The sequence below is a fragment of the Bacillus benzoevorans genome, assembly GCF_014207535.1.
Classification (GTDB): domain Bacteria; phylum Bacillota; class Bacilli; order Bacillales; family Cytobacillaceae; genus Bacillus_BD; species Bacillus_BD benzoevorans.
Genome location: NZ_JACHGK010000009.1, coordinates 64,646 through 88,570, shown reverse-complemented (window position 1 = coordinate 88,570; position 23,925 = coordinate 64,646). Strand labels below are relative to the sequence as shown.

The 23,925-nt window shown below is 40.5% G+C and carries 11 protein-coding genes; 6 read left to right on the top strand and 5 right to left on the bottom strand.

The genetic code is table 11. The features are described from left to right. The first annotated feature begins 67 nt into the window (after nt 1–67). Nucleotides 68–2,404: a nitric-oxide reductase large subunit gene (locus tag HNR53_RS13280; RefSeq protein ID WP_184526763.1), complete on the top strand. Its 2,337-nt coding sequence runs from the start codon at nt 68–70 to the stop codon at nt 2,402–2,404. Nucleotides 2,405–2,742: 338 nt separating this feature from the next. Here HNR53_RS13280 and HNR53_RS13275 read toward each other — a convergent pair whose 3' ends face one another. Next, nucleotides 2,743–3,723, bottom strand: coding sequence for a nuclease-related domain-containing protein (locus HNR53_RS13275; protein WP_184526760.1), 981 nt, complete (start codon nt 3,721–3,723; stop codon nt 2,743–2,745). A 642-nt stretch (nt 3,724–4,365) separates the two neighbouring features. Here HNR53_RS13275 and HNR53_RS13270 point away from each other — a divergent pair. Continuing rightward, nucleotides 4,366–4,797 carry a zinc-ribbon domain-containing protein gene (locus HNR53_RS13270; RefSeq protein ID WP_184526758.1) on the top strand — a complete coding sequence of 144 codons (432 nt, stop codon included), beginning with the start codon at nt 4,366–4,368 and terminating at the stop codon, nt 4,795–4,797. Nucleotides 4,798–5,006: 209 nt separating this feature from the next. Here the strand turns inward: HNR53_RS13270 and tagU are convergent, their stop codons facing one another. Further along, nucleotides 5,007–5,960 carry a polyisoprenyl-teichoic acid--peptidoglycan teichoic acid transferase TagU gene (gene tagU / locus HNR53_RS13265; protein ID WP_184526756.1) on the bottom strand — a complete coding sequence of 318 codons (954 nt, stop codon included), beginning with the start codon at nt 5,958–5,960 and terminating at the stop codon, nt 5,007–5,009. Nucleotides 5,961–6,286: 326 nt separating this feature from the next. Here tagU and HNR53_RS13260 point away from each other — a divergent pair, with 326 nt between their 5' ends. After that, a complete protein-coding gene (locus HNR53_RS13260) occupies nt 6,287–7,591 on the top strand; it encodes a UDP-glucose dehydrogenase family protein (protein WP_184526754.1) in 1,305 nt (434 codons plus the stop codon). Between the two features lie 375 nt (nt 7,592–7,966). Here the strand turns inward: HNR53_RS13260 and HNR53_RS13255 are convergent, their stop codons facing one another. From HNR53_RS13255 to HNR53_RS13245, 3 genes are all read right to left on the bottom strand, one after another. Continuing rightward, on the bottom strand, nt 7,967–8,872 hold the full coding sequence (locus HNR53_RS13255) for an accessory Sec system S-layer assembly protein (RefSeq protein ID WP_184526752.1): 906 nt from the start codon (nt 8,870–8,872) through the stop codon (nt 7,967–7,969). 89 nt (nt 8,873–8,961) lie between these two features. After that, a complete protein-coding gene (secA2, locus tag HNR53_RS13250; protein ID WP_184526750.1) occupies nt 8,962–11,316 on the bottom strand; it encodes an accessory Sec system translocase SecA2 in 2,355 nt (784 codons plus the stop codon). Nucleotides 11,317–11,526: 210 nt separating this feature from the next. Beyond that, entirely contained in the window at nt 11,527–12,861 is a 1,335-nt protein-coding gene (locus HNR53_RS13245; protein ID WP_184526748.1) for an RNA-guided endonuclease InsQ/TnpB family protein, read from the bottom strand. A 1,168-nt stretch (nt 12,862–14,029) separates the two neighbouring features. Here HNR53_RS13245 and HNR53_RS13240 point away from each other — a divergent pair. From HNR53_RS13240 to HNR53_RS13230, 3 genes are all read left to right on the top strand, one after another. After that, the gene (locus tag HNR53_RS13240; protein ID WP_184526746.1) at nt 14,030–16,315 is read left to right on the top strand and encodes an S-layer homology domain-containing protein; all 2,286 of its coding nucleotides are present in this window, start codon (nt 14,030–14,032) and stop codon (nt 16,313–16,315) included. A gap of 472 nt (nt 16,316–16,787) precedes the next feature. Beyond that, a complete protein-coding gene (locus HNR53_RS13235; protein WP_184526744.1) occupies nt 16,788–19,337 on the top strand; it encodes an S-layer homology domain-containing protein in 2,550 nt (849 codons plus the stop codon). 697 nt (nt 19,338–20,034) lie between these two features. Then, on the top strand, nt 20,035–22,611 hold the full coding sequence (locus HNR53_RS13230; protein WP_184526742.1) for an S-layer homology domain-containing protein: 2,577 nt from the start codon (nt 20,035–20,037) through the stop codon (nt 22,609–22,611). Nucleotides 22,612–23,925: the final 1,314 nt, after the last annotated feature.

Here is a 23,925-nt window from a genome sequence, read left to right as displayed (position 1 = left end):
AGTTAACAATGTTTCGATAGCATTTAGGTTAGTATTGATTTTGACAAAAGAGAAAGGATGGGGTGAGATGGTCAATACAAAGTCAAACCGCAACGGACTATTAAAATCAATTCTTATCATTACACTAATTGCCAGCTTTACTGTGCTGCTCACAGGGGGCTATTGGATCTTCAAGGAACAGGCTCCAAGGCCGCTTGAAGTGACAACTAAGGCAGGAGAGGTTCTTTTTACAAAAGAAACCATCATGGGCGGTCAGGCCGTATTCCAGAAATATGGTTTAATGGATTACGGTACCGTTCTTGGACATGGTTCCTACATGGGACCGGATTATACAGCAGAAGCGTTAAAGATTTACACAGAGGGTATGCAGGACTTTAAAGCCAATGAAAAATATGGCAAGTCCTTCGCAGATATTTCGAGTGATGAACAAACGGTGATTCGTGATTTGGTCAAAAAAGAAATGCGCGAAAACCGTTATGACCCTGCATCAGATACAATGGTGCTGACAGATGCGCAAAGCTATGGTTATGAAAAAGTAGGAGAGTATTATCATAAGGTTTTCACAGAAGGGGACGGCTGGGGATTAAAGCCTGAACTGATTAAAGAAGAGCATATGCCTGCTGAAGGCAGAGCATACGTTGCCAGCGGCGACCAAATTAAGCAGATTTCCGATTTCTTTTTCTGGACTGCATGGCTTTCCAGCACAGAGCGGATTGGCGATGATATTACCTATACAAACAACTGGCCGTACTATGAAGATGCCGGAAATGAGATGTCCTTCACAGCCATCATCTGGAGCGGCGCCAGTGTTACGATTCTGATTCTTTTCATTGGTATCATTTTGTATTTCTTCAACCGCTACCGTTTAGGAATGGAGGAGGCCTATAAAGAAGGTCAATTCCCGCGGATTGATTTAAATAAACTGCCTGTTACATTGTCACAGGTCAAAACAGGGAAGTATTTCTTCGTCGTCGTGGCGCTGTTCTTCGTGCAGTCGATGTTCGGGGCGCTTTTAGCCCACTACTATATTGAGCCGGACAGCTTCTTCGGCATCAAATGGATTCATGATATCCTGCCATTCAATATTTCAAAAGGATATCACTTACAGTTAGCGATTTTCTGGATTGCCACTGCTTGGCTCGGAATGGGGATCTTCGTGGCACCGCTTGTCGGCGGACGCGAGCCGAAACGCCAAGGGTTGTTAGTAGACATTTTATTCTGGGCATTAGTCGTTCTTGTTGCCGGCAGTATGATCGGGGAATGGCTCGGTGCTAACGGATATTTAGGCAACAACTGGTTCTTACTAGGCCACAACGGCTGGGAATATATCGAACTTGGACGTATCTGGCAGATTATCCTTGCTGTCGGCATGCTGATTTGGCTGTTCATCGTCTACCGCGGATTGAAGAGTGGTCTGAAGGCGGAAACAGACAAGGGCGGATTAATTCACTTGCTGTTCTATTCAGCCATTGCTGTACCATTGTTCTATATTTTTGCTTTCTTTATCAACCCGGACACAAGCTTTACCTTCGCTGATTACTGGCGCTGGTGGATCATTCACCTTTGGGTAGAAGCTGTTTTCGAAGTATTTGCCGTAGTAGTCATTGGATTCTTAATGGTGCAAATGGGATTAGTAACAAAGAAATCAACAGTCAGAGCGCTGTACTTCCAATTAATTTTACTATTGGGCAGCGGCGTCATCGGTATTGGGCACCACTATTATTACAATGGTTCAGCCGAAGCTTGGATTGCCCTCGGTGCAGTCTTCTCAGCACTTGAAGTTGTTCCGTTAACGCTGTTAATTTTAGAAGCATATGAGCAGTACAAGATGATGAAAGCCGGCGGGGGAGGCTTCCCATACAAAGGCACATTCTGGTTCTTAATTTCTGTCGGCATCTGGAACTTAGTTGGCGCAGGGGTCCTAGGTTTCTTGATCAACTTGCCAGCTGTCAGCTTCCTGGAACACGGACAATTCCTAACACCGACACACGGTCACGCTTCGATGATGGGTGTTTACGGAATGTTCGCCATTGCCTTATTGCTGTACTGCTTAAGAAATATCGTCAAGCCGGAAAAATGGAACGACAAATGGATAAAAATCAGCTGCATCCTATTAAACGTCGGTCTTGCCGGAATGGTCTTCGCCTCCCTGCTTCCAGTCGGAATTAAGCAGATGAAGGCAGCTTATGACCACGGATACGCTGTATCCCGTTCAGCAGAATTCCTGCAAAATGACGTCGTACAGACTATCTTAACGTACCGCGCCATTCCAGATACCATCTTCTTAATCGGAGTTGTCATCTTACTGGTATTCTGTTTGAAAGCCATGTTCAATTTACGCAAAGTTACTCATAAAGCAGGAGAGATTCTTCCAGTGAAGGATTTAACCAAGGACGAGGAGTAAGTTTGCAGGAGAACCCAGCCGCTGAGGCTGGGTTTTTCACGTTCATTGCGTTTTTTTTAAGGGCAAAAGCTTTATTGAATGAAAAGCTGTGCTGTACTTTCGGCGGCAAACCGCCGTTTCGGGCTGGATTGAATAAAAAGCATTGCTGAATAACAGCTATAAGAACCAAAATTAATGAAAAAAGCCGAATTTAGTGAAGCATCTACACCCACTGAAAACGGATATCGGCCACTTTTTCGGATATATCGGCCAGTTTGGGCAATATATCGGCCACTTTTCCCATTATATCGGCCAGTTCGGATAATATATCGGCCACTTTCCTCCAGAGGATCTGCTTTCTATAAAAATACTATTTCATTTTGAGGCAGCACATATACTCTTCCTTTATTTTCGCCCATACTTTGAAGCTCCATATTCCGCAGTAGCTTTTTACATATACTCTCTGACGGACACCGCAAAAAGTCCTGCATCTCTCGATTAGTAATGGTCGGGCCAATAAGAAGCTCATAATCCTTTAAAGAAAGTACGTGGGCATCCTTATTTATGTGCTGGCAATAGGGGCAAGTCCACTTTCCATAGTCCCGCTTCATGGGCAGTCTGCCACAGTTTGGACAGTAAACTCCCTTCAGCAGTTCGCTCTGGGATATTTGCAGCTTTTCCAGAATAGGGTAATCAGGCGTTGTATGCTGCTTGATCAGCTGCTGTCCTAATTTCCTGCGTTCCTTTTCCGTTAAAAAGGGCTTGGTTAATTTCTCTTCAAATTCTTTTATTTTAAAGGGAAGGTACTCGTGATGAATCACATTTTGATGAAGGTCTCGATTTTCGGAGGCAGTTTGGATGATCGTATAGGAATTGCTTACCACAACAAGTGAGAGGATAGGCGCAGCCGGCAGTTTGTTTTTTATGAGCCATTTATTAAATTGCTCTTCATGATATCTTTTTTGAAGCAAAGGGTCGGAATACGCTTTTTCTTCTCCATCTACGGTCTGTATCAGTTGGTTGAACCGGACGTCAAAGTACAACTTCCCAGCCATATATTTTGCGTCAATCAGCAGAATGAACATTTCGGAAAGTAAAATGCTGTCTATTTGAAAAAAATGACCGTCCACCTGAAGCCGGACATCGTGTAAAATGGAGTATTTTTTCTCAGGCAGGAAACTCAGAGGATAATCGAGCGCACATTCACCTTTATATCCGGCCAGTCCTTTTCTAATATTTTCCTGAATGAGCGGCATTTTCGGATGGTCAGCAGGAATTCGGTGTTCGAGGGCCTGGTACTGCAGCAGTGTACGGGGAATTGTTCGAGGTTTAATAATCATTTTATCGCTCCCATTTAATTTTTCACTATTAATGATACGAAAATTTTTATAAAAAGCCAATTTAATTATTACTTTCGGTCTATAAAATCGAAAATTAATGGTGTGCTTTACACCCGCTGAAAACGGATATCGGCCACTTTTTTGAATATATCGGCCAGTATGGGCAATATATCGGCCACTTTTCCCGTTATATCGGCCAGTTCGGACAATATATCGACCACTTCGACCCAAATGGCGTATTTTTCATTCCGCCCCGCAAATAAAGCAATTTTGTCACTTTTCCCACGGGTACCATCTACCCATAATGATATAATTAAATTAACATAATAGTTTGAATCTAAAAAAAGACCAGAAGTGCTGCATCACATCCTGTACCATCACATCAAATGAAATCAACTACACCTATGAAAACCTCGCTGAACCATACGCCTACATCAATACACTCAAAGAACAAGGCTTCACAGTTGAACCAGACGAAGTCGTATCCTCCGGCAAAATAATGTACACAGGCAAAAACAGCAGTGGAGATAGCATTCTTTTCACCGAGTCGAGCATAACCTTTACTAAAGCGGCTGAATAAAACGGGAGGGGGGACAGGTCCATTGCTCCACAAGGCATCAAAAATAGAGGGGAGTGTTCAAAATGATCTGTACAAAATGCGGAAAGTCATTAGCGGACGAGGCAAAGTTTTGTGACAATTGCGGCACACCAACAGGCACTTCGTGGAACGACCATGATACGTACAAGCAAAGCGACGATGAGGAAAACAAAATCGTTTGTATCCTGGCCTATTTAGGAATTCTTTTCTTTATTCCATTGGTCGCTTCACCGGAATCCCAAGCCGGACGCTTCCACGCGAATCAAGGGCTGGTACTGTTAATCTTTTCTGTGGCGGGGCAACTCATTCTTTCCATCCTATCAGCAGTTTTGTGGTTTATTGCCTGGCTCTTCGGCATTATTGCTGCTCTATGGGGCATCGCCATGTTCGTCCTCATGATCCTCGGCATGCTTAACGCAGCCCAAGGTGAAAGAAAGCCCCTGCAATTTATCGGCGACATCAAGATCATTAAGTAAAAGTGAATAGACGGTTACAGCAGCCGGGGCAGGACCTCGGCTTTTTTGTATCAACGGAAGCAAAACTGGTCCGGTGAGAATGGGGGCTGGATAAGTAGTCCGAACCTGGGTCTCATGCGGACAAGCTGTTCGAACCTGCATCTACTTCAGACAGAAAGCAAGCCCACGCACTTCCCCTGTACACACAAACAAAAAAGCCGGGGTTACCCTCACACCCCGGCTTTAGGCGTCATCAGCCCAAGCTGCTCCTTCAATTCGTTCTGCACCCGTACCTGCTCTTTCTTATCAACAAGTAAATAAAACGTCTCATCAATCTTTTCGCCTGTTCCCGTCATATCGATCTGCGTCACATTGCCCGCGGCATCCTTATAATTGCTCTGGATGTCCACCATCTCATCAAAGGTCAAATTGGTTTTCACATTTTTCCCCAGGGCGGCGAAGATTTGCTTATAGTTTCCCAGCGAAGATAGACTGGCACCATTTTTAATAATCCCCTGAATAATCATCCGCTGGCGCAGCTGCCGGCCGAAGTCCCCGCGAGGATCCTCATATCGCATCCGCGAAAAGGCCAGCGCCTCATCGCCATTCAATGTGATTTCACTCTTAGGAAAATCATGACCCTCATAGCTGAATGCATAGTCATTTGCAACCGTTACGCCGCCGACAGAATCGACAATGTCTTTAAACCCTTCCATATTAATCTGGATATAATAATCAATCGGGATATCTAGGAAGTTCTCCACTGTGTTTATCGACATTTCAATGCCGCCATAGGCATAAGCATGATTAATTTTATCTTCTGTCCCGCGCCCGATCAGTTCTGTGCGGGTATCACGCGGGATGCTGACCATTTTAATCGAATTCGTATTTGGATTCACACCCAGTACAATGATCGTATCGGATCTCCCTTTATCACCGGCGCGTTCATCCACGCCCAACAGCAGCACGGAGAACGGATCCTGCTGCTCCAGGACAATCTCTTCCACCCGTTTTTCCGACTTCACACGTTGAATCGGCTGATGCATCGTCTTCACAGCAGTCGTCATCGAATGATACACCGAATAGGCATAGGCTCCTCCGCCCGCAGCCATTAATACGAAAACAATCCCCAAGACCCTCCAAAAGGCTCTCTGTCTCTTTTTTCTGTATTTTTCCTTCCTCATGCAGCATCACTTCTTCCAAAAATAAACATTTTTTTCACCATTATAGTGGATAGTAAGAAATAGATCTATCGAAAAGACGACAAGCCGGCATAAAAAGTTGCAATAGTTAAAGTATTTCCCAAATCCACATGAACATGCCCAGGGTCTGACCGCACCCTCCAAAGCGTAAAAGCAGGACGTGAACTCTTGTCCGGAAAAGTTAACCCGTAATTAACATTTCACCCCGAAATTCGAGTGCGTTCACTATAAATTTGGGCTATAATGTAATGGTTGTTTAACTTCAAGAATTTGATTAACAACAATTGGACTTAGCGAGGAGATTGACCATGAACATAACAATAACTGGAACTGGATATGTGGGTCTTGTGACAGGCGTTTGCCTATCTGACGTTGGACACCAAATCATCTGTTTAGATATAAACCAGGAGAAAATCTCACTATTACAGCAAGGAATCTCTCCCATATATGAGCCAGGTCTTGATGAACTTATTCAAAAAAATCTTCGCGAAAACCGCCTCACCTTTACCACTGATGTAAAAGAGGCCTATTCACAAGCGGATTGTATATTTATAGCGGTAGGGACACCTCAGAGTGAAGATGGCTCCGCCGATTTATCCTATATTGAGCAGGTAGCCCTGGAAATGGCAAAAACCATCACAAAAGACATCATCGTTGTCACCAAAAGTACCGTGCCGGTAGGAACCAATGAATGGGTCGGCCGCATTATTCGGGAACACGCCGCCCCCGGTATCCAGATCAAGGTCGTTTCCAATCCTGAATTCCTGCGTGAAGGCTCGGCTATTTATGATACCTTCCATGGAGATCGCATCGTCATCGGTTCGGATGACAAGGCGGCAGGGGAGACGATCGCAAACATTTACGAGCCATTTCAACTGCCGATTGTACATACTGACCTGCGCAGCGCAGAAATGATTAAATACGCATCGAATTCTTTCCTTGCTCTCAAAATCAGCTTCATTAACGAAATTGCTAACCTCTGTGAGCGTGTTGGGGGCAATATCGAATACGTAGCGGAGGGAGTCGGACTTGATAAACGGATCGGAAGCAAGTTCCTTCAGGCAGGAATCGGCTTCGGCGGCTCATGTTTTCCGAAGGATATCAATGCCCTGAACCATCTGGCCAACGATTACGATTATGATTTTAAAATATTAAAATCAGTCATCGATGTGAACAAAATCCAACAAAGCCGTTTATTTGAAAAAGCAAAGCAGCACTTCGGTTCCTTAGCGGGAAAAAGAGTCGCTGTGCTCGGTCTTACGTTTAAGCCGAATACCGACGATATCCGCGCCGCCGCTTCATTAAAGCTGATTCAGGAATTACTGCTGGAAGACGCTGTTATAACGGCCTATGATCCAATTGGCATGCCGAATGTGCAGAAAATCTACGGTGACAAAATACAGTACGCGGAATCTGCTGAGCAAGCGCTGAACAATGCTGAAGCAGCATTTATTTTAACTGAATGGGATGAAATCAAGAACCTCCCATTGGAAAAATTCAAGACGGCAATGGTGGAGCCAATCATTTTTGACGGGCGCAATTGTTTTTCACTTAATGATGTTAAAAAGTTTGGAATTAAGTATTATTCCATTGGCCGGCCGATTATTGAATAAGTTGCTATAAAGTAGAAAAAATAATTGAGATAATTATGTTTGAATGGTAAGATATAGATGTAAGAGAGATATACTCCTTTTTAACTTATATTAAATATTCTAGGTTGGTAGCCCGGGGAAAAAGCACTCATCACGTCGATAAGTGCTTTTCTTTTTTTAGCGGGAAACAGGACCTCAAATTCAGGGGCGTCATTGTGACGCCCCTGAATTATTGTAAAAAAATGATACCTGGATGAAAGTTGCCGATATATCGTCTGGGACAGGGGGACAGGTTCACTGTCCCTTTTCCGGCACAAACTCGCCGATATATCAAAAGAAAACGAACAGCGTGCTGTAAAAAAAGACCCACGACATGTCGTGAGCCTTAACTTCTTATCAAGCACCCTTTGGTGGATAAGCCTTCCACTTGCTTAAATCGATTTTCTCCTTCTTCAGCAGAGATTGCGGGAAAATAAACGTCCAAGGCTTGCTCGTATTCGCTTTAACCTCGAAATTATCTAAGATAAACCCGCCCTCTGCGACACACTCGCCTGATGCATCTTCAATTATTAATGGAATCTGTTCCAGCTTCACATTCTTATCGCTGCCATTGCGGATCAGCAGGGTCGTATGCAGGGAGCCGTCCTTATCAAGTCTTGCCTGGATGCCCATGAAATTCACTTCACCCGGCTTTGGCGGTGTCATTTTCTTGACGAGCTCAGCCAGTTTTTCTTTATCGGTATCAGCCAGGCTCTTTTCCCAGCTCTCCTCCAAATCAAGGGCATGCGGACCTTTTTCCTTTTTCAATTCAAATGCCAGCTTCCAATCGGTTTGCGGAATCTCCTCAACCTTGACGAACTGTTTCTCAAATGTAAACAGCCATGGGAGGCTGCTTTCAGCAGGCAGTTCCCCGAAAACGGATAAATTAAAGGTTTTACGCGCAAGTACCTGCTCATCAGGTCCAAGCAGCAGCAACGGCACAGGCTCATTGAACATAATCGCTTTAGGCAGACTGTTGCGGATAAATGCTTTCACCACTACTGAATCGTCTTCATCCTTCTCCACTTCAATACCGGAAAGTGAAATTTGATTTTCTTTTAACAAAGGCAGTTCATTATTTAAAAATTGATAATAATACCGCTCCTCTTGACCGACATTAATACCTGGAGGGAAGTGGAGCTTTGTTTTTACTTCACGCCCTGTTGACTCAACCTCTTCTCCGAGGAGTTCCTTGGAATCAACTGTATGGTCCTCGCCGTCTTTAGCGATTTTATTTTTGTCACGCTTGAAAAATCCTAGCATAATCATGTCTCCTCTCATTGATAAATTTGCGCGGGACAGGGGGACAGGTTCTCTGTCCCTTTGGACGAGAAACCTGTCTCTTTGTCCTTTTATTGACCAGTCAAGGCTTGGATGATCGCAGCTGTCTGCCTGCTGACATCGCGTTCCAGTGTGTAGAACATGTCTGTAAACAGCTCCAGGCCTTCGCGGGAATACTGGCGCATTGGATCCTCCTGGCCGTAGCTGCGTAACCCGATGCCTTCCTTTAAGCGTTCCATGTTGTCGAGATGGTTGAGCCAATGATGGTCTAAGACAGACAGCAAATACCTTTGCATCGAACCGATAAACTGCGGATTGTCCTGATATTGGTCCAGCTGCACGAGGTATTCTGCTAATTGTCCGTTCACGGTTTCAGCAATCCTGTCCTTCTCACTCATATCTGTAATCACAGCAAGGTCTGCATGAGGAATGACCTCTAATAAATGCTGCACAAGAAGCGGGAGATTCCATTTCTCGGTGATTTCCTCCTCATTGCAGACAAGGTCGATTTCGCTTTTTACATACGATTCCAGCGATGATTTGACTAACTCATAAAGATCGCGGCTTTCTAGAATCCGTGTCCGCAGATCATAAATCGTTCCGCGCTGCAGATTCAAGACATCATCCAGCTTAATGTTATATTCACGGATAGAGAAGTTCGCTCCCTCACAAATGCGCTGCGTCCGGTTGAAGAACTCATAAATATGATCATTCAATACCCGGCCGTCGCTGTCCGTTTTTAATTTCTTGACGATTTTTTCCCGTTCCTGCGCAGCATAACGCCGGATGAGATCATCCTCCACCGAAATAAAGAACTCCGTGCAGCCTGGATCTCCTTGACGCCCTGAGCGGCCCTTTAATTGGTTATCAATCCTGCGTGATTCATGCCGTTCGGTTCCGATTACGTACAAACCGCCAAGTTCGGCGACACCGTCCCCCAGCATAATATCCGTTCCGCGTCCAGCCATATTGGTGGCAACAGTAATCCGTCCTTTCTGCCCAGCGAGACTGATTAATTGAACCTCCTGCTCAACGGTTTTCGCATTTAGAACCTCAGCTTTAAGACCTGCATTCTCCAAGTACTCAGCAACCTTTTCTGACTGGCGGATAGACGTCGTTCCAATCAGGATTGGCTGTCCTTTGTCATGCAATTCCTTTGCCTTTTTTGCTACCGCGGTGTACTTATGGTCAATGGTGTCATAGACACGGTCCGGCATATCTTTCCTGGCAATGGGCCTGTTCGTCGGGATTTGAATCACATCCATGCCGTAAATCTGCTGGAATTCCTTTTCCTCCGTTTTCGCTGTACCTGTCATACCGGAAAGGGTAGGGTAGAGGCGGAAATAGTTTTGAATCGTGATCGACGCCTGTGTTTTATTTTCCTCCGTTACCTCGAGTCCTTCCTTCGCTTCAATCGCCTGGTGCAGCCCGTTGCTTAAAGAACGGCCCTCCATCGTCCGGCCGGTAAAGCTGTCGACAAGCAGGACCTTGCCTTCTTTGACAATATAGTCGACATCACGGGTAAACATCATCCGCGCCCGCAATGCCTGAATCACATAATGATAAAGGGTCTGATGCTCAAGATCGTATAGGTTATCAATGCCAAACCCCTCTTCAATCTTGGCAATTCCCTCCTCCGTATAGTTGACGGTATTCGTTTCAATATCATGAATAAAATCCTCATCCTGAACCAAGGATTTAATCACGCGGGCACACAAATAGCTCAGTTCATTGCTGACCCCTGTTTTTCCGGCGATGATCAGCGGTGTTTTCGCTTCATCGACTAATACGCTGTCCACTTCATCGATAATTGCATAATGATAAGGTCTCTGCACCCGCTGATTCGGATCATAAACCATATGATCACGCAGATGATCAAAACCGAATTCATTTCCCACTCCGTATGTAATATCTGCCTGATAGGCCGCCTGTTTCTCATGAGGCTCCATCATCGGTACGTTCAACCCAACCGTTAAACCAAGAAATTCATGAATCCCGCCAATTAGTTCGCGGTCCCGGCTGGCAAGGTAGTCATTCACCGTAATGACGTGAACGCCTTTTCCCTCAAGGGCGCGCAAATAACTTGGCAGGGAAGCTACGAGTGTTTTCCCTTCGCCGGTCGGCATTTCTGCAATACTTCCTTCTGTTAAAACCATCCCGCCAATTAGCTGCACATCGAAATGGCGCATTCCGACCACCCGTTTCGCTGCCTCACGGACAACAGCAAAGGCTTCATTCTGGATATCAAACACGGTTTTCCCATTCTCTAGCTGCTCTTTAAAATAAACCGTCTTCGCGCGCAATTCTTCATCCGTCAGCTTTTCAATGATCGGCTCAAGTTCATTGATTTGCTTGACCCTTTTATAGAAGGAACTAAGTTTTTTATCTTGTTTATCGCCAATAAGCTTTTTCAAAAACCCTTGCATACGCTTCTCACCTCGTAAAATCAATCCTGTTTCCTTGCAATAGTATAGCATTAAATGAGGGGACCTGACCACGTCCACAGCTGAAGCAGTGGGGTTCTTTTTCGCAAACATCCCACTTACATACTTTCAAGAGAAAGATGCAGAGGCGAGACTTGGGCGAACAACTCTTGAGAGAAAAACAGTCTTTCAAGAGGGCAAGGTCTGTGCCAACTACGCCGTCCTTTCGGCGATACTTTTTGCCTTTTTAGGCTTATCCTTCGGATGTTTAGTTTCTTGTCTTCTCTCCTCCGTCAGATGATGTTTATACCAAACAGGCTGTTTATAAATAATCGATTCCATCAGTTTTACCTCCATCGGGTAGAGTTTCCTGGCAATATTTTGAGCCCCATTTACATCTCGATGGATTTCTGTTTTGTGAACAGAACATACAAAATTTCGCCCATTAGCTTGGTGTCTCCCACCGCAAAATGGACAATCTTGAGAAGTATAACTTTCCTCTGTTTCTTCTACTTTAATTCCTCTCAACTTAGCTTTATAAATTAACCTTTCTTTAATTTTCCCCTGGTTCCAAAGTGACAATTGTTGTCTTCTTACTTTATTGTTCTTCTTTTTCTTTTTCTCATCCTTCTTTGTGTTCTTTTCAATGCCTGACACATTGCCAATCACGAAGTGAGTGACTTTCTCTTCTTCTAAAAATAAGACTGCCTCTTTTGTTGTTTTGTGTTCCAACTCTTCGAGTTGGTTTTTGCTTTTTTGACGAATACGTCCCCTAGCTTTATTATATTTTCTCCATTGACGCGAACCCTTTTTACAACGAGACATCAATTTACTCAATTCGGCTAATGTTTTAGCTCGGAATTGAGAGATACTTCTCATGGAACGACCTGAAATCAATAAAGATTTATCTTCTGTCGCAACTGAAACAGCATGGATTTCGCCTAAGTCACCACCAGCTGCTTTAAATTCATAGGAGGATTTATCTTTTTCAGAAACTTCTACTGAATAGGTGAACCAATAAGAACCATTTCTCCAAACGACCTCTGCATAGTTACATTTCGTTAAATCTTCAGTTGTTAAATTCGGAATTAGAATATATCCATTTTTCTTCGGGAACTTTTCATTCCAACCCCTCTTTTTCTTTTTAGCCAATAAATCAACCAAAGGAGAACCGTACTCCGCCTTTTTGACCTTGATGATTTCATCTGATATTTCCATAGATGCCTTTTTCAACGGAATGCAATAATAGTACTTTTTTCTCCACGGATATTTAGCTTTTTTATCTGTTAGACGTAGTTTTCGGATGGTCTCCCGATTGGCTGCATATTTATCCGCAATCGCTTGGACGGTTTGAGAATGAAGGTTATATGTTTGTTTTCGTACTGCTTGAATCTCTGTTTTGCTGAGCCATTTTTTAGTGGTGAAATAATAGGAGTTCGCTTCTCGAACAATATCATTCCAAACAGAAGTAGCTTCTCTTTGCATTATTCTTAATTCGTTGTATAAGTTTATTTCATAAGGTATTTGAAAAGAATGGGTGACGAACATCTCGCACCTCCTTTCATACTTTTATACTGTTCTTTGATTATAACAGAATGTATGTTCCTATTACAATGGCATTTTTTCAATAATAAAAAAATCAAATCATTAACGCGTCTGAAGACACGCCTGATTTGACCCCACTATCATCCCACAGCTGAAGCAGTGGGCTTTCTCATTCGGGAAGTTATGTAAAAACAACAAGAAATAAATCGAATTGGAAGGAATAAACTTTATTAGGAAAATATACCAATTTGGTGAATATGTCGATTCAGTTCATTTCCTTTCATATTATATAAATAAAAGGCCTATTATATTTATCACGGTATGAAATGGCATAAGCCTCTTTTAATATAGAAACCTCTGCCAATTTCCAATCTGTGACAATTTATCCAAATATTTTTTACAAAGCAGTGATAATATGTGGCTGTTTTATTAAAAACTAGTTCTTTATTAGGAACAGTATTGATCAGTATTTGTCAAATTTCGATCAAATTACGACAAAATAACTACTTGAACGATAGTGTTTTCCTATTCGGTGTCGAGAACAAAATATTGATATATCAATCTTTATACCTTATAATGAGGTTGTAGTTGATAGAGTCATCTTAGTCTGGTGTTCTTAATCAGGAACATCCTGCATAAATTAAGAATGGCGCATTCATTTTACTTAGTATGTTCTTAATTAAGAACAATATGCAAGAACCAGATGATATTGTTTCACTTACATAATTCAAAATGATTTTCAAGTGGCAAAACAGGTGAAAGTACGTCTGTTTGTATATTATTCCGATTGGAATGGTCGTGTAAGGGCTCTGCCACACACGCTATTTAAGGAACCATTATATTTGCTGATCATCATTTACAATGTAGTAGTTTGTGAAATAATATCCAAATACTTCCATGCCTTGGAAATACAATGAAATCCACCAGTTGACACAAATGAATGGATTAAATTGTAAAAATCAAGCAAATTGTAAAAGATATGTAAAATTGTTAGATGTTACAAAATATAGGATTATATAGTTTACAGAATGTTGACAATATTCTGTAAAAATTCTATACTATGTCTCGTTGGCAAGCTAGATTACGAGTTTAATTTTGCAAAAATTGTAACTTGTAAAATAGCTTTGACTATATAAATAACTTTTTTTATAAAAAAAGGGAGGAAATCTCAATGGCTTACCAACCAAAATCTTATCGCAAATTTTTAGTAGGTGCCGTATCAACAGCAGTTGTAGCATCATCTTTCGCAGGTGTTGCCGGCGCAGCAAGCTACTCAGATGTAAACTCTAAATACCAAGAAGCAGTAGACTTCGTAGTATCTAAAGGAATCAAAGGTACTTCAGCTACAACATTCGGAACTTATGAAAATATCAAACGTGTAGACGCAGCAGTATTTGTTGCCGCTGTATTAGGTCTTAACACTACTTCTGCTCCAGATGCAGGATTCACTGATGTTCCACAACGTGCTAAAGGTGCGGTAAATGCCCTTAAAGCAGCTGGAATCACTAGCGGTAAAACTGCTACTACATTCGGTGCTCAAGATTTTATCACTCGTGGCGAACTTGCTGTTTGGATTCAAAAAGGATTCAAACTTGAAGCTGGTACTCAATCATTAGCATTTAATGATGTTGCATCAAAATATCAAGAAGCTGTTTCTGCTCTAGTAAGCAACGGAGTTACAAGCGGAACTTCTGCAACAACATTCGGCACATATGACAATGCAAAACGCGGTGACTTTGCAATTTTCTTACAAAGAGCTGAAGCTGCAAGCAAAAAAGTTCCACCAATCGAAAAACCATCTGCATTAACTATCACAGGCGACAGCCAAGGTAACAAGCTTACAAATGGTAAATCTAAACTTTACACTGTTAAATTTACTAACCCAGTTTCAGGTAAAGCAATCGAAGGTGCTACATTAAACGTTACATTTGAAGAAAACGTTGGAACTGACTTCGGTCCAGAAAGAAATGCAACAGTAACAAACGCTGAAGGTCATGCAGTTACTCCTTACCAAGCCAATGATGGCCAAGAAAGAGAAGTAGAAATCGTTACTGATAAAAATGGTGTAGCAACATTTGAAGTAACTGGTTCTAACACATCTGTTACTCCAATCGTATTCTTAGACGGAAGTTATCAAGAATGGGATACTAAAGGTGGAAACCCACAAATCCCTAACACTCAAGATAACCGTTTTGACAAAAACACTGAATTATATGCAAAAGCAGCAACTGTTACATTCGGTGTAACTGAATATGCAATCGCTGTTGAAGGACAAAGAACGAACTACGCTGCTATTTCTCAAGATTTAAGAAGAGGCGGCTTCCAACACAATGGTCGTGAATATGTAATTACTGTTAAGAAACCTGATGGTACTGCATATGCTGGTGGTCTAGTAAATGTTGGTATTTATCAATTGCTAGATGGTAAATTAGGAAATGAACCAACTGCTGCTTACTTATATAGAACTATTAATAAAGTAGACAGAAACCTTGAAGACACAGCAGCACCTAGATTAAATCAAACCCAAGGTGTTGTAAAATTAGATAACAACGGTCAAGCAAAAGTTTGGTTAGCGAGCACAGCTGTTAATGATAACGCTGAACCAATTGTATGGGTTGACCAAAACACTGGAACAAACTGGCAGGGTGGAACATATGAAGCTGGTGAACCAGTATCTGATAACACTAAAGTAGATCCAACAAACTTCCAAAATGTTCGCGTTGATAACCTAGAATTAGGTGCGCTATTAGAAATTGAAGAAAATCTTGTTGATGGTTTCCAAGATTTCAAACTTACACTTCTTAACCAAAGTGGAAAGCCATTCCAACCTGAACGTGCGATTGATGCGAATGTAACTTTCACAATTGAAAATACAGGTACACATGCTATTCTAATTGATACTGACCATGTTTCTAGCCAACATATCACAAATACAAGAAATGTTGATTTAAGTTCAACTGAACATATTATTATTAATGTAGGTGGCTCTTTAACAATCTCTGGACATATCAATGATGTTAACGATGCGTTGTTCAGTGCTCAAGCTCCATTCGGAACTACAAGCCTTAACGTAAAAACTTCAGCAGTTATCGATGATGGTGTTGGATATGAAAGCCAATCTGTAACTGTAAAAGCTGAGCTTAATAACACAAAAATCGGCTTTAGCTATGCAGCTGATGTAGAAGCAGATGCTGTTGATACAGACAATGCTAATGGTAATGAAACAGTTGTATTAACATTTGATAAAGCAGTTACTGGCGCAGAAGCTGGCGACTTCAAAATCGGAACTACTAAAGCGACTTCTGTAACTGTAGATGGAAGAAAAGTAATTGTTAAATTCCCTGATTCAATCGTTGGTGCTACTGGAGCAATCACTTATGATCCAAATGGTGCAGGTGGTTCTGTACTAGTTGATGAATTTGGTAATAAAGTTATTGGATTCACTGAAAACTATTAATAAAAACATAGGGACGGTTCTAGTGTTTCCCTAATGTTTACCAATTGAAGAGACCATAAGCTTTGCTTTGGTCTCTTCAATCTTTATTTTAAAAAATCCTGAGATCTTTTTAAAACGAGCTTCTATACATAAGGAAGCATGTTTAGAGAAAACTATTTTTATATAGTCAAAACTTTTTTGAAATGCGTTATTGATTCAGAAGTTGATAATTGTAAATGTCTATAGACCTCCATAATCTAATAATCAAAATAATACTCCTCTCATATTTTATCCATCAAATAGTCCTGTTATCCTATTATACCATCCTGAAAATACCAAAATTTATATACAAAATAACTGAATAGTACAAATATATTGAAAAATAAACGCTATTTAATTATAATTTTTATGCTGGATAAGTTATGTAAATCTAACTCAATTAATAATAAAGTACGAATAACATAGACAAGTAGATATACAGGAGGTTTTTTTCATGCCGCACCAACCAAACCTACATCGTAAATATGCAGCCGGAGCAGTGTCAGCTGCGTTGGTCGGTTTATCTTTTACAGCAACAGTGAATGCTTCCGGTTTTTTGGACCTAGATGGAAATGCTCATAAAGAAGCAATTTTAGCTTTGGCCGATCAAGGAATTATTGCCGGCTACTCAGACGGCACGTTCAGACCGTTTAACCGCATTACTCGCGGCGATGCTGCTGTGATTGTTGCCAGAACACTCGGTCTGTTGGATGGAAAAAATATTCCTTCCACTACTTTTACTGATTTACATACGGTAAACGCATCTACACAGGAAGCGATCGCGAAATTAGCGGGTCGCGGGATCGTCAGCGGCTTTACCTCGGAATCCTTCCGTCCGCTTGATACCATTACCCGTGCGCAAATGGCCAAATATATTGTTGCTGCATTTGGACTTCCGTTAACAGATGCGGAAACTGACTTTCCCGATGTAAATCCGAATTCCGGATTAGCAGTTTACGTTGCGGCGCTGGCAAATGCGGGGATCACAGTGGGGAAAAATGATGGTACATTTGGCTTCCATGATCCACTATTTCGCGGCGACTTCGCAGCGATGATCTATCGGGCACTGACAATGGATAGCCCAGGTACTCAACCAATTACGATTAAAGGTGACGATAGAGGAAATAATTTAAGAAACGGCGAAGCAAAAACATTTACCGTAACGCTGATTAACCCTGTTTCCAACAAACCGATTGAAGGTGCCGAGTTAAATGTTACCTTTGCAGAAAATGTAGGAACCGATTTTTCTGCAAAAAGAAATGTCATCGTGACAAATGGCTATGGTAATTCAAATATTCCTTATCAATCGGATGACGGTCAAAAAGCAGAAGTGAAAATCAAAACGGATAAAAACGGGAAAGCTGTTTTTACCATTACAGGTTCGAATGCCACCGTAACGCCAATTGTTTTTTTAGACGGAAGCAATCAGACCTGGGATACAAAAGGCGGGATCATCATTAAAACGCAGGATGGCCGCTTTGATGAAAAATACGAATTCCACGCGAAAGCAGAACCCGTCACATTCAGCACTACGCCATACAATATCAGCATTACCGGTCAAAGAACAAACTATGCCGCGATCGCGGAAACCGATGAAAACGGAAATATTATCGAACATAATGGCCGCGAATATAAGATTTACGTAACAAAACCGGATGGAACCGCGTTTGCTGGTGGGACTGTCAATGTTGGGATTTATCAGTTGCTTGATGGTGTCCTCGGAAATGAACCGACCGGCAGTTATTTTCCAGAATTCATAGATGAAAATGGTCGTTATCTCAAGCAGGGACAGGTGAAACTCGATGCAAAAGGAGAGGCGGTCATTACTCTGGCCAGTACGGATGTCAACGATTCCGCAGAACCGATTGTTTGGATCGATCAGAATTATGCCAATAATGCACAGCCGGGTACATTGGAAAACGGTGAACCGATGTCCGATCAGACGAAAGTGGAACCGACGAACTTTCAGCCTTCCCGCATCGATAATGGATCCCTTGGTGCGAAGTTAACAGTAATAGAGGATGACTCTAATGCTGTAAAAAAATTCAATATGCTCTTGCTCAACCAAAGCGGAAAGCCTTTCATGCCGGGAAAAGAAGTAAAAGCAAAAGTGACTTTTGAAGTGGTGAATACCGGAACACACCGGATCGAGATTAACACATCACTGTTTCATAACTTACAACTGAAGAATGCAGTAGACGCAACAAAAGAGTCGGATACTGTAGCGATCGAAGTAGGTGGTCGTGTCACGATTTCTGGTGAAACACTTTCCAACACAATCACATTATCCGCCAACGCAGTAGACGGTGTTTCATCTGTTAAAGTAACTGGTTCGGCCGTACTGGATGCCAATGTTGGAAATGAAAGTAATTCTGTCTATGTTTACACAAATGATGTCGAAGTCAATCTCCCATATCATTACGATGCCGAAGTCACGGCAATTAAGGTAGATACAAATGGCAATGGAAAGCCCGATCAAATTGAACTGACTTTTACAAAAGAGGTATACAATATCGAGCCCGGCGATTTTCGAATCGGCATTGTCCCGGCATCCCAGTCAACAAAGTATGGAAAAAAACTTATTCTTAAATTTAATGAAGAAGCATTAGCAGGAGATACGGTGCTTAAATATGATCCATATTACTCCGGAGCTGAGGTATTAACAGATGAATTTGGCAATAAAGTTTTGCCGTTTACCTTTGTTTTTCCAATACAGCCTGAAGAAGTAGAGGAACCGGCAGAAGAACCTATTGCGGAGCCGGAGGGAAATTCACCGAATCCCGCCACAGAAGTTTCTGCTTTAGTGTCGGATGAAAATAAAATGGATGAACCGGCAGTTGCCCCTTCTGTTCAACAATCTGAAACTGAAAGCGATGTTCCAGAGGAAATTCCAATCGAGGTGCAGCTTAGTAACGAAACAAATTCATCGGAATTACAAGAATCCAATAATCTGGTGAATATTGAGATTGGCCTGAATGAACAGAGCTCTGAAACATTAAATTAAATTTTTTTCGAAAAAAGCTAAACATCTATTAAAAAGAACCGATTACATATAATGTGTGATTGGTTCTTTTTATATTTATGGCTTCATTATTTCAATTTAATTCCGGAAATCATATATCTGATGGATTAAAGATAAACGGGGTTGGAATATAAGGCAATTTAGTGAACGCTTTGTTAATTAAGTATAAAAGGATTGATCAACTTAAAAGTTCCTAATAAGGATATAATCTGAGAGTTATACTCAGGAACTGTATGCAATGATTATTGGTACTAGGAAGATGGTATTGATATTATTTAAATAAAACTCTAGTTTCTGCAGTATATATATAGAAGGAAAAATTCCTTCTATATAATAATGAAAGGAAAAATATTATATTAAAATTATAATGTTTTTAGTTGTTAAAACCGTTTATACAATGGTATTGACAGAAATGTACATGAAAAATATACCTTTTTGGCTTTATAATAGAATTTTATAGCGAATTTTGTCATAAATAGCTAGCTACTAGAATGAAAATTTACAAGTAATTGGAAGTCCTGTCATTTCCGTAAAGCATTGACATTATTCTATTAAAATTCTATACTAGTATTTGTTAACGGGCTTATTTAGGAGATTGAAAGATAACAACAGAATAGCACTCTCCAAATAGCTATATTTTCATATTACTTTTTACACATTAAAGGGAGGAAATATCTCAATGGCTTACCAACCAAAATCTTATCGCAAATTTTTAGTAGGTGCTGTATCAACAGCAGTTGTAGCATCTTCTTTCGCAGGCGTTGCTGGCGCAGCTGCAAACTTCACTGATGTGAATGCTAACTATAAAGAAGCAGTAGACTTCTTAGTTTCAAAAGGAATCAATGGTACAAGTGCTACAACTTTTGGAACATATGATCAAATCACTCGTCTTGATGCAGCAATCTTTGTTGCAAAAGCTTTAGAGCTTGATGTTGACAATGCTGCTGATGCTGGATTCAAAGATGTACCAGCTAACAGAGCCAAATATGTAAATGCCCTTAAAGCAGCTAAAATTACTGCTGGTAAATCAACTGATTCTTTTGGTGCCTATGACCTAATCACTCGTGGAGAATTAGCAAAATGGTTAGTAACTGGATTCGGACTTAAAGGTTCTGCTGATATCTCTGCTTTCAACGACGTTCCAGCTAACTATGCTGACGCTGTTAAAACTCTAGTTTCTAACAAAATTACAAGTGGTACTTCAGCTACAACATTTGGAACATATGACAACGCAAAACGCGGTGACTTTGCTGTATTCGTTAAAAAATCAGCTGATGTTCCTAAAGAAGAAGTAGTGGTAGGGGAACTAACTGTACAGAGTGCAAGTGTGATTAATTCTAAACAACTTGAGATCAAATTCAGTAAACCAGTGGATAAATCCACAGTTGTTGCTACTGGTGATGTTGTTGGAACTTCAGATATCAGTATAACTCCTATAGATAATGCAGCATCAATTAGTTTAAGTACAGCGAAATCTAAATTAAGCGATGATGGGAAAACATTAACAATTACTGCTGCTGGATCAGAATATTTCGATAAAAATTATACTCTAGTTGTAGGAGAAGGTATTACAACAGAAACAGGCGAAGAGTTAACAAAATATACAACTACTGTTGAAGCAAAGGATACTACAAGACCAGCTTTAGTAAAGACATCTTATTCTCATAACGGTACTAATCCAGTTGCTGTCCTTGAATTTTCCGAGCCGATTGATATGACAAATGCAACATTTGAATATGAAAGAGCAGATGGTGAAGATTTAGATTCTTCAACTACCTTTAATCAACAAGTAGTAAGTTCAGATGTAGATAACAAAAAGATTGAAATTGAACTTAATGCAGTTCAAGCTGTAGACCAAAATAAAGATATTAAGGTAAAAGTTGTCGGTGTAGCAGATTATAAACAAAACGTAATCACACCTAATCCATCACAAACAACAATTAAATATAACACTACAGATGTAAAAGGACCAGAAGTTCAAACTGTAACTGTTAAAAATAATACTACGCTAGAAGTTAAATTTAATGAGCCTTTAAGCACTGTATTCACTGGAAATGAATTCACACTAAATGGAACTGCATCAAATGCTATAACTAAAGATGAAGATGATGATACTTTATATAAAATTGAATGGTCAAGCGCATTTGCTAATGGTCCACAAACATTAGTAATACCGTCTGTTAATGATATTTGGAGCCAATCAACAGCATCAAAAAATAAATTAGTAAATGTATCAATCGATACAACAGCTCCAGCTTTACAAAACAGTAAAGTAGAAAAAATAAATGGAGTGGAATTCTTAGTATTAACTTATAGTGAAAATGTTGAACCTCAAACTGGTGTTGCTATTGATGGTACCTATGTTAAAAATAACGTAACTTATACTACATCAGCAACGAGCCAAACGATTACAACTTCATCTACAAATTTCGTTAAACACAATGCTGTAGATAATAAGTCAAAACAATTAAAACTTAAATTAACTGACCTTACAGAAGATGGAGTTTCTTACAAATTAACTTTACCTTTAGGTCTTGTTAAAGATGTAAATGGAAATAATGCTCCAAAAGTTGATGTTACATTTACAAGAGGAGAAAACTCTTCAACTGGTAAACCTGAATTAGATACTACAGTAGATTCAGATAACGGAATTAAACAAGATACTAGTAATAATAATAAATTAGAGGTATATTTCAAGAATGCTGTTGATGCTACTACTGCTTTAAATAAAGCAAACTACTCTATTGATGGTGCTTCTATTGATAATGTAACTCTTACTCAAAATAATAGTTCAGGTGCAGTTGTTGTAGTTGAATTTGTTAAAGACTCATTAAAAAATAGTGGGTTAACGCAAATAACAGTAAGTGGAGTTAAGGGCCAAACTGGAGTACAAATGGATGCAGTAACCACTGCAGAAACACTTGTAGAGAACGTGCGTCCTACAGTTACCAAAGCAGAGCTAACTGGTGCTAATGAAGTAACACTAACATTTAGCGAGGCAATGGATGGGGCAACTATTGATACGGGTGATGGAGATGAATTCGATATCTTCTTAGGTAATGTAAAATACACTGCAGGAACAGTTAAAGCTGCTGCAGGATCTGACAATAAAAAAGTAGTTATTACATTAGGAACTGGACTAACTGCTTCAGATCTACAACAAACTATCACAGTGAAAGAAGCTAGCGCATTTGAAATTAAAGATTTAAATGGCAACAAGGCTAACTTTGCTTCAAGTACTGTTACTATCAACTAAGTTTTAATAAGGATTGGTGCCTTTCACTATCCTATATATGACGAGTGATTGTTCTTGACAATTAATGATAGGTGCCTGTCACTTGTCGAACGATTGTTCTTGACAAAGAAGAAAACCTGTGGAGAGTATTATCCGCAGGTTTTTTTGTGCGTTGTATACCCAGTAAACTGTTAATTGCTAGTTGGCGGAAGTTTGTAAGATATAATGATAGAAAAACGAGTGCCAGCGTATAATGGTAAATAAGTCAAGGAAGTAATTGATTTAAAAAAGACCGACTTAAAGCAGAACCCATATTTCTATTTTTGGGGATGAGTCCAACTATCACAGAATTTATTATAGAGCTCCTCTAGAACGTGAAGGGATCTTGCGTTTTCATCCAGCAGAGGATACAGCCTAGTGAATATAAACTTAGTTTTCACGTATTATTCGTACTTGCAGGACAAGATCCATAAAGCTGACACACGAGGTCTAGAGCCTAATGATAGGTGCCTGTCACTTGTCGAACGATTGTTCTTGACAAATAAAAAAGCCCTGTAGAGAGAAATCTCTGCAGGGCTTTTCCTTCTTCTTTTTATTGAAGTTTCAGTTAAAATAACTGTAGGGTCTATTAGTTTAGGGCGCACTGTCACTTGTTGAACGACTGTTCTTTACAATACAGATACAGAAGTTCGTGGATAGGTGGACTGCCCGCCAAGTAGAAATCGGAAATAATAAAAATAATTTAAGAGGCTTTAGACCTATATATCAATGGGCTAAAGCCGTTTAGTTGTTTAATAGTAGATCATGACTACAGAATTGTACATACTCATTCAAACAAGACAAAGTCCTTCGGAAGTATCATACCTATGTTAAAAGAAGATCGGGTGCCAGGCACCATCCAGAGAATTGGAAATGACTTTTTATGAATGGTGCCTGTCACTTGTCGAACGATTGTTCTTGACAAAGAAAAAAACCTGTGGAGAGTATTCTTAACGGGTTTACTTGTGAGGTGCAAAACAGTGATTCACAAGCAAAATAACACCGCATTTCACATTATATTGACATAAGAAATCACACAATAATTCACATAAAAAATGGCTTGGGTTTGGGTGCCTGTCACTTGTCGAACGATTGTTCTTGACAATACAGAAGTTCCGTGGGGAAGATGAACTGTCTTTGTTAAATAGAAAGTGGAAATAATTATAAGGATTTAAGCGGCTTTAGCCCTATATATCATTGGGATAAAGCCGCTTAGTTGTTTTTGTAATCGATCAGGATTATAGAATTGTATTTACTTATATACCACAAGTGCTTCGGAAGTACCATACCTATGTA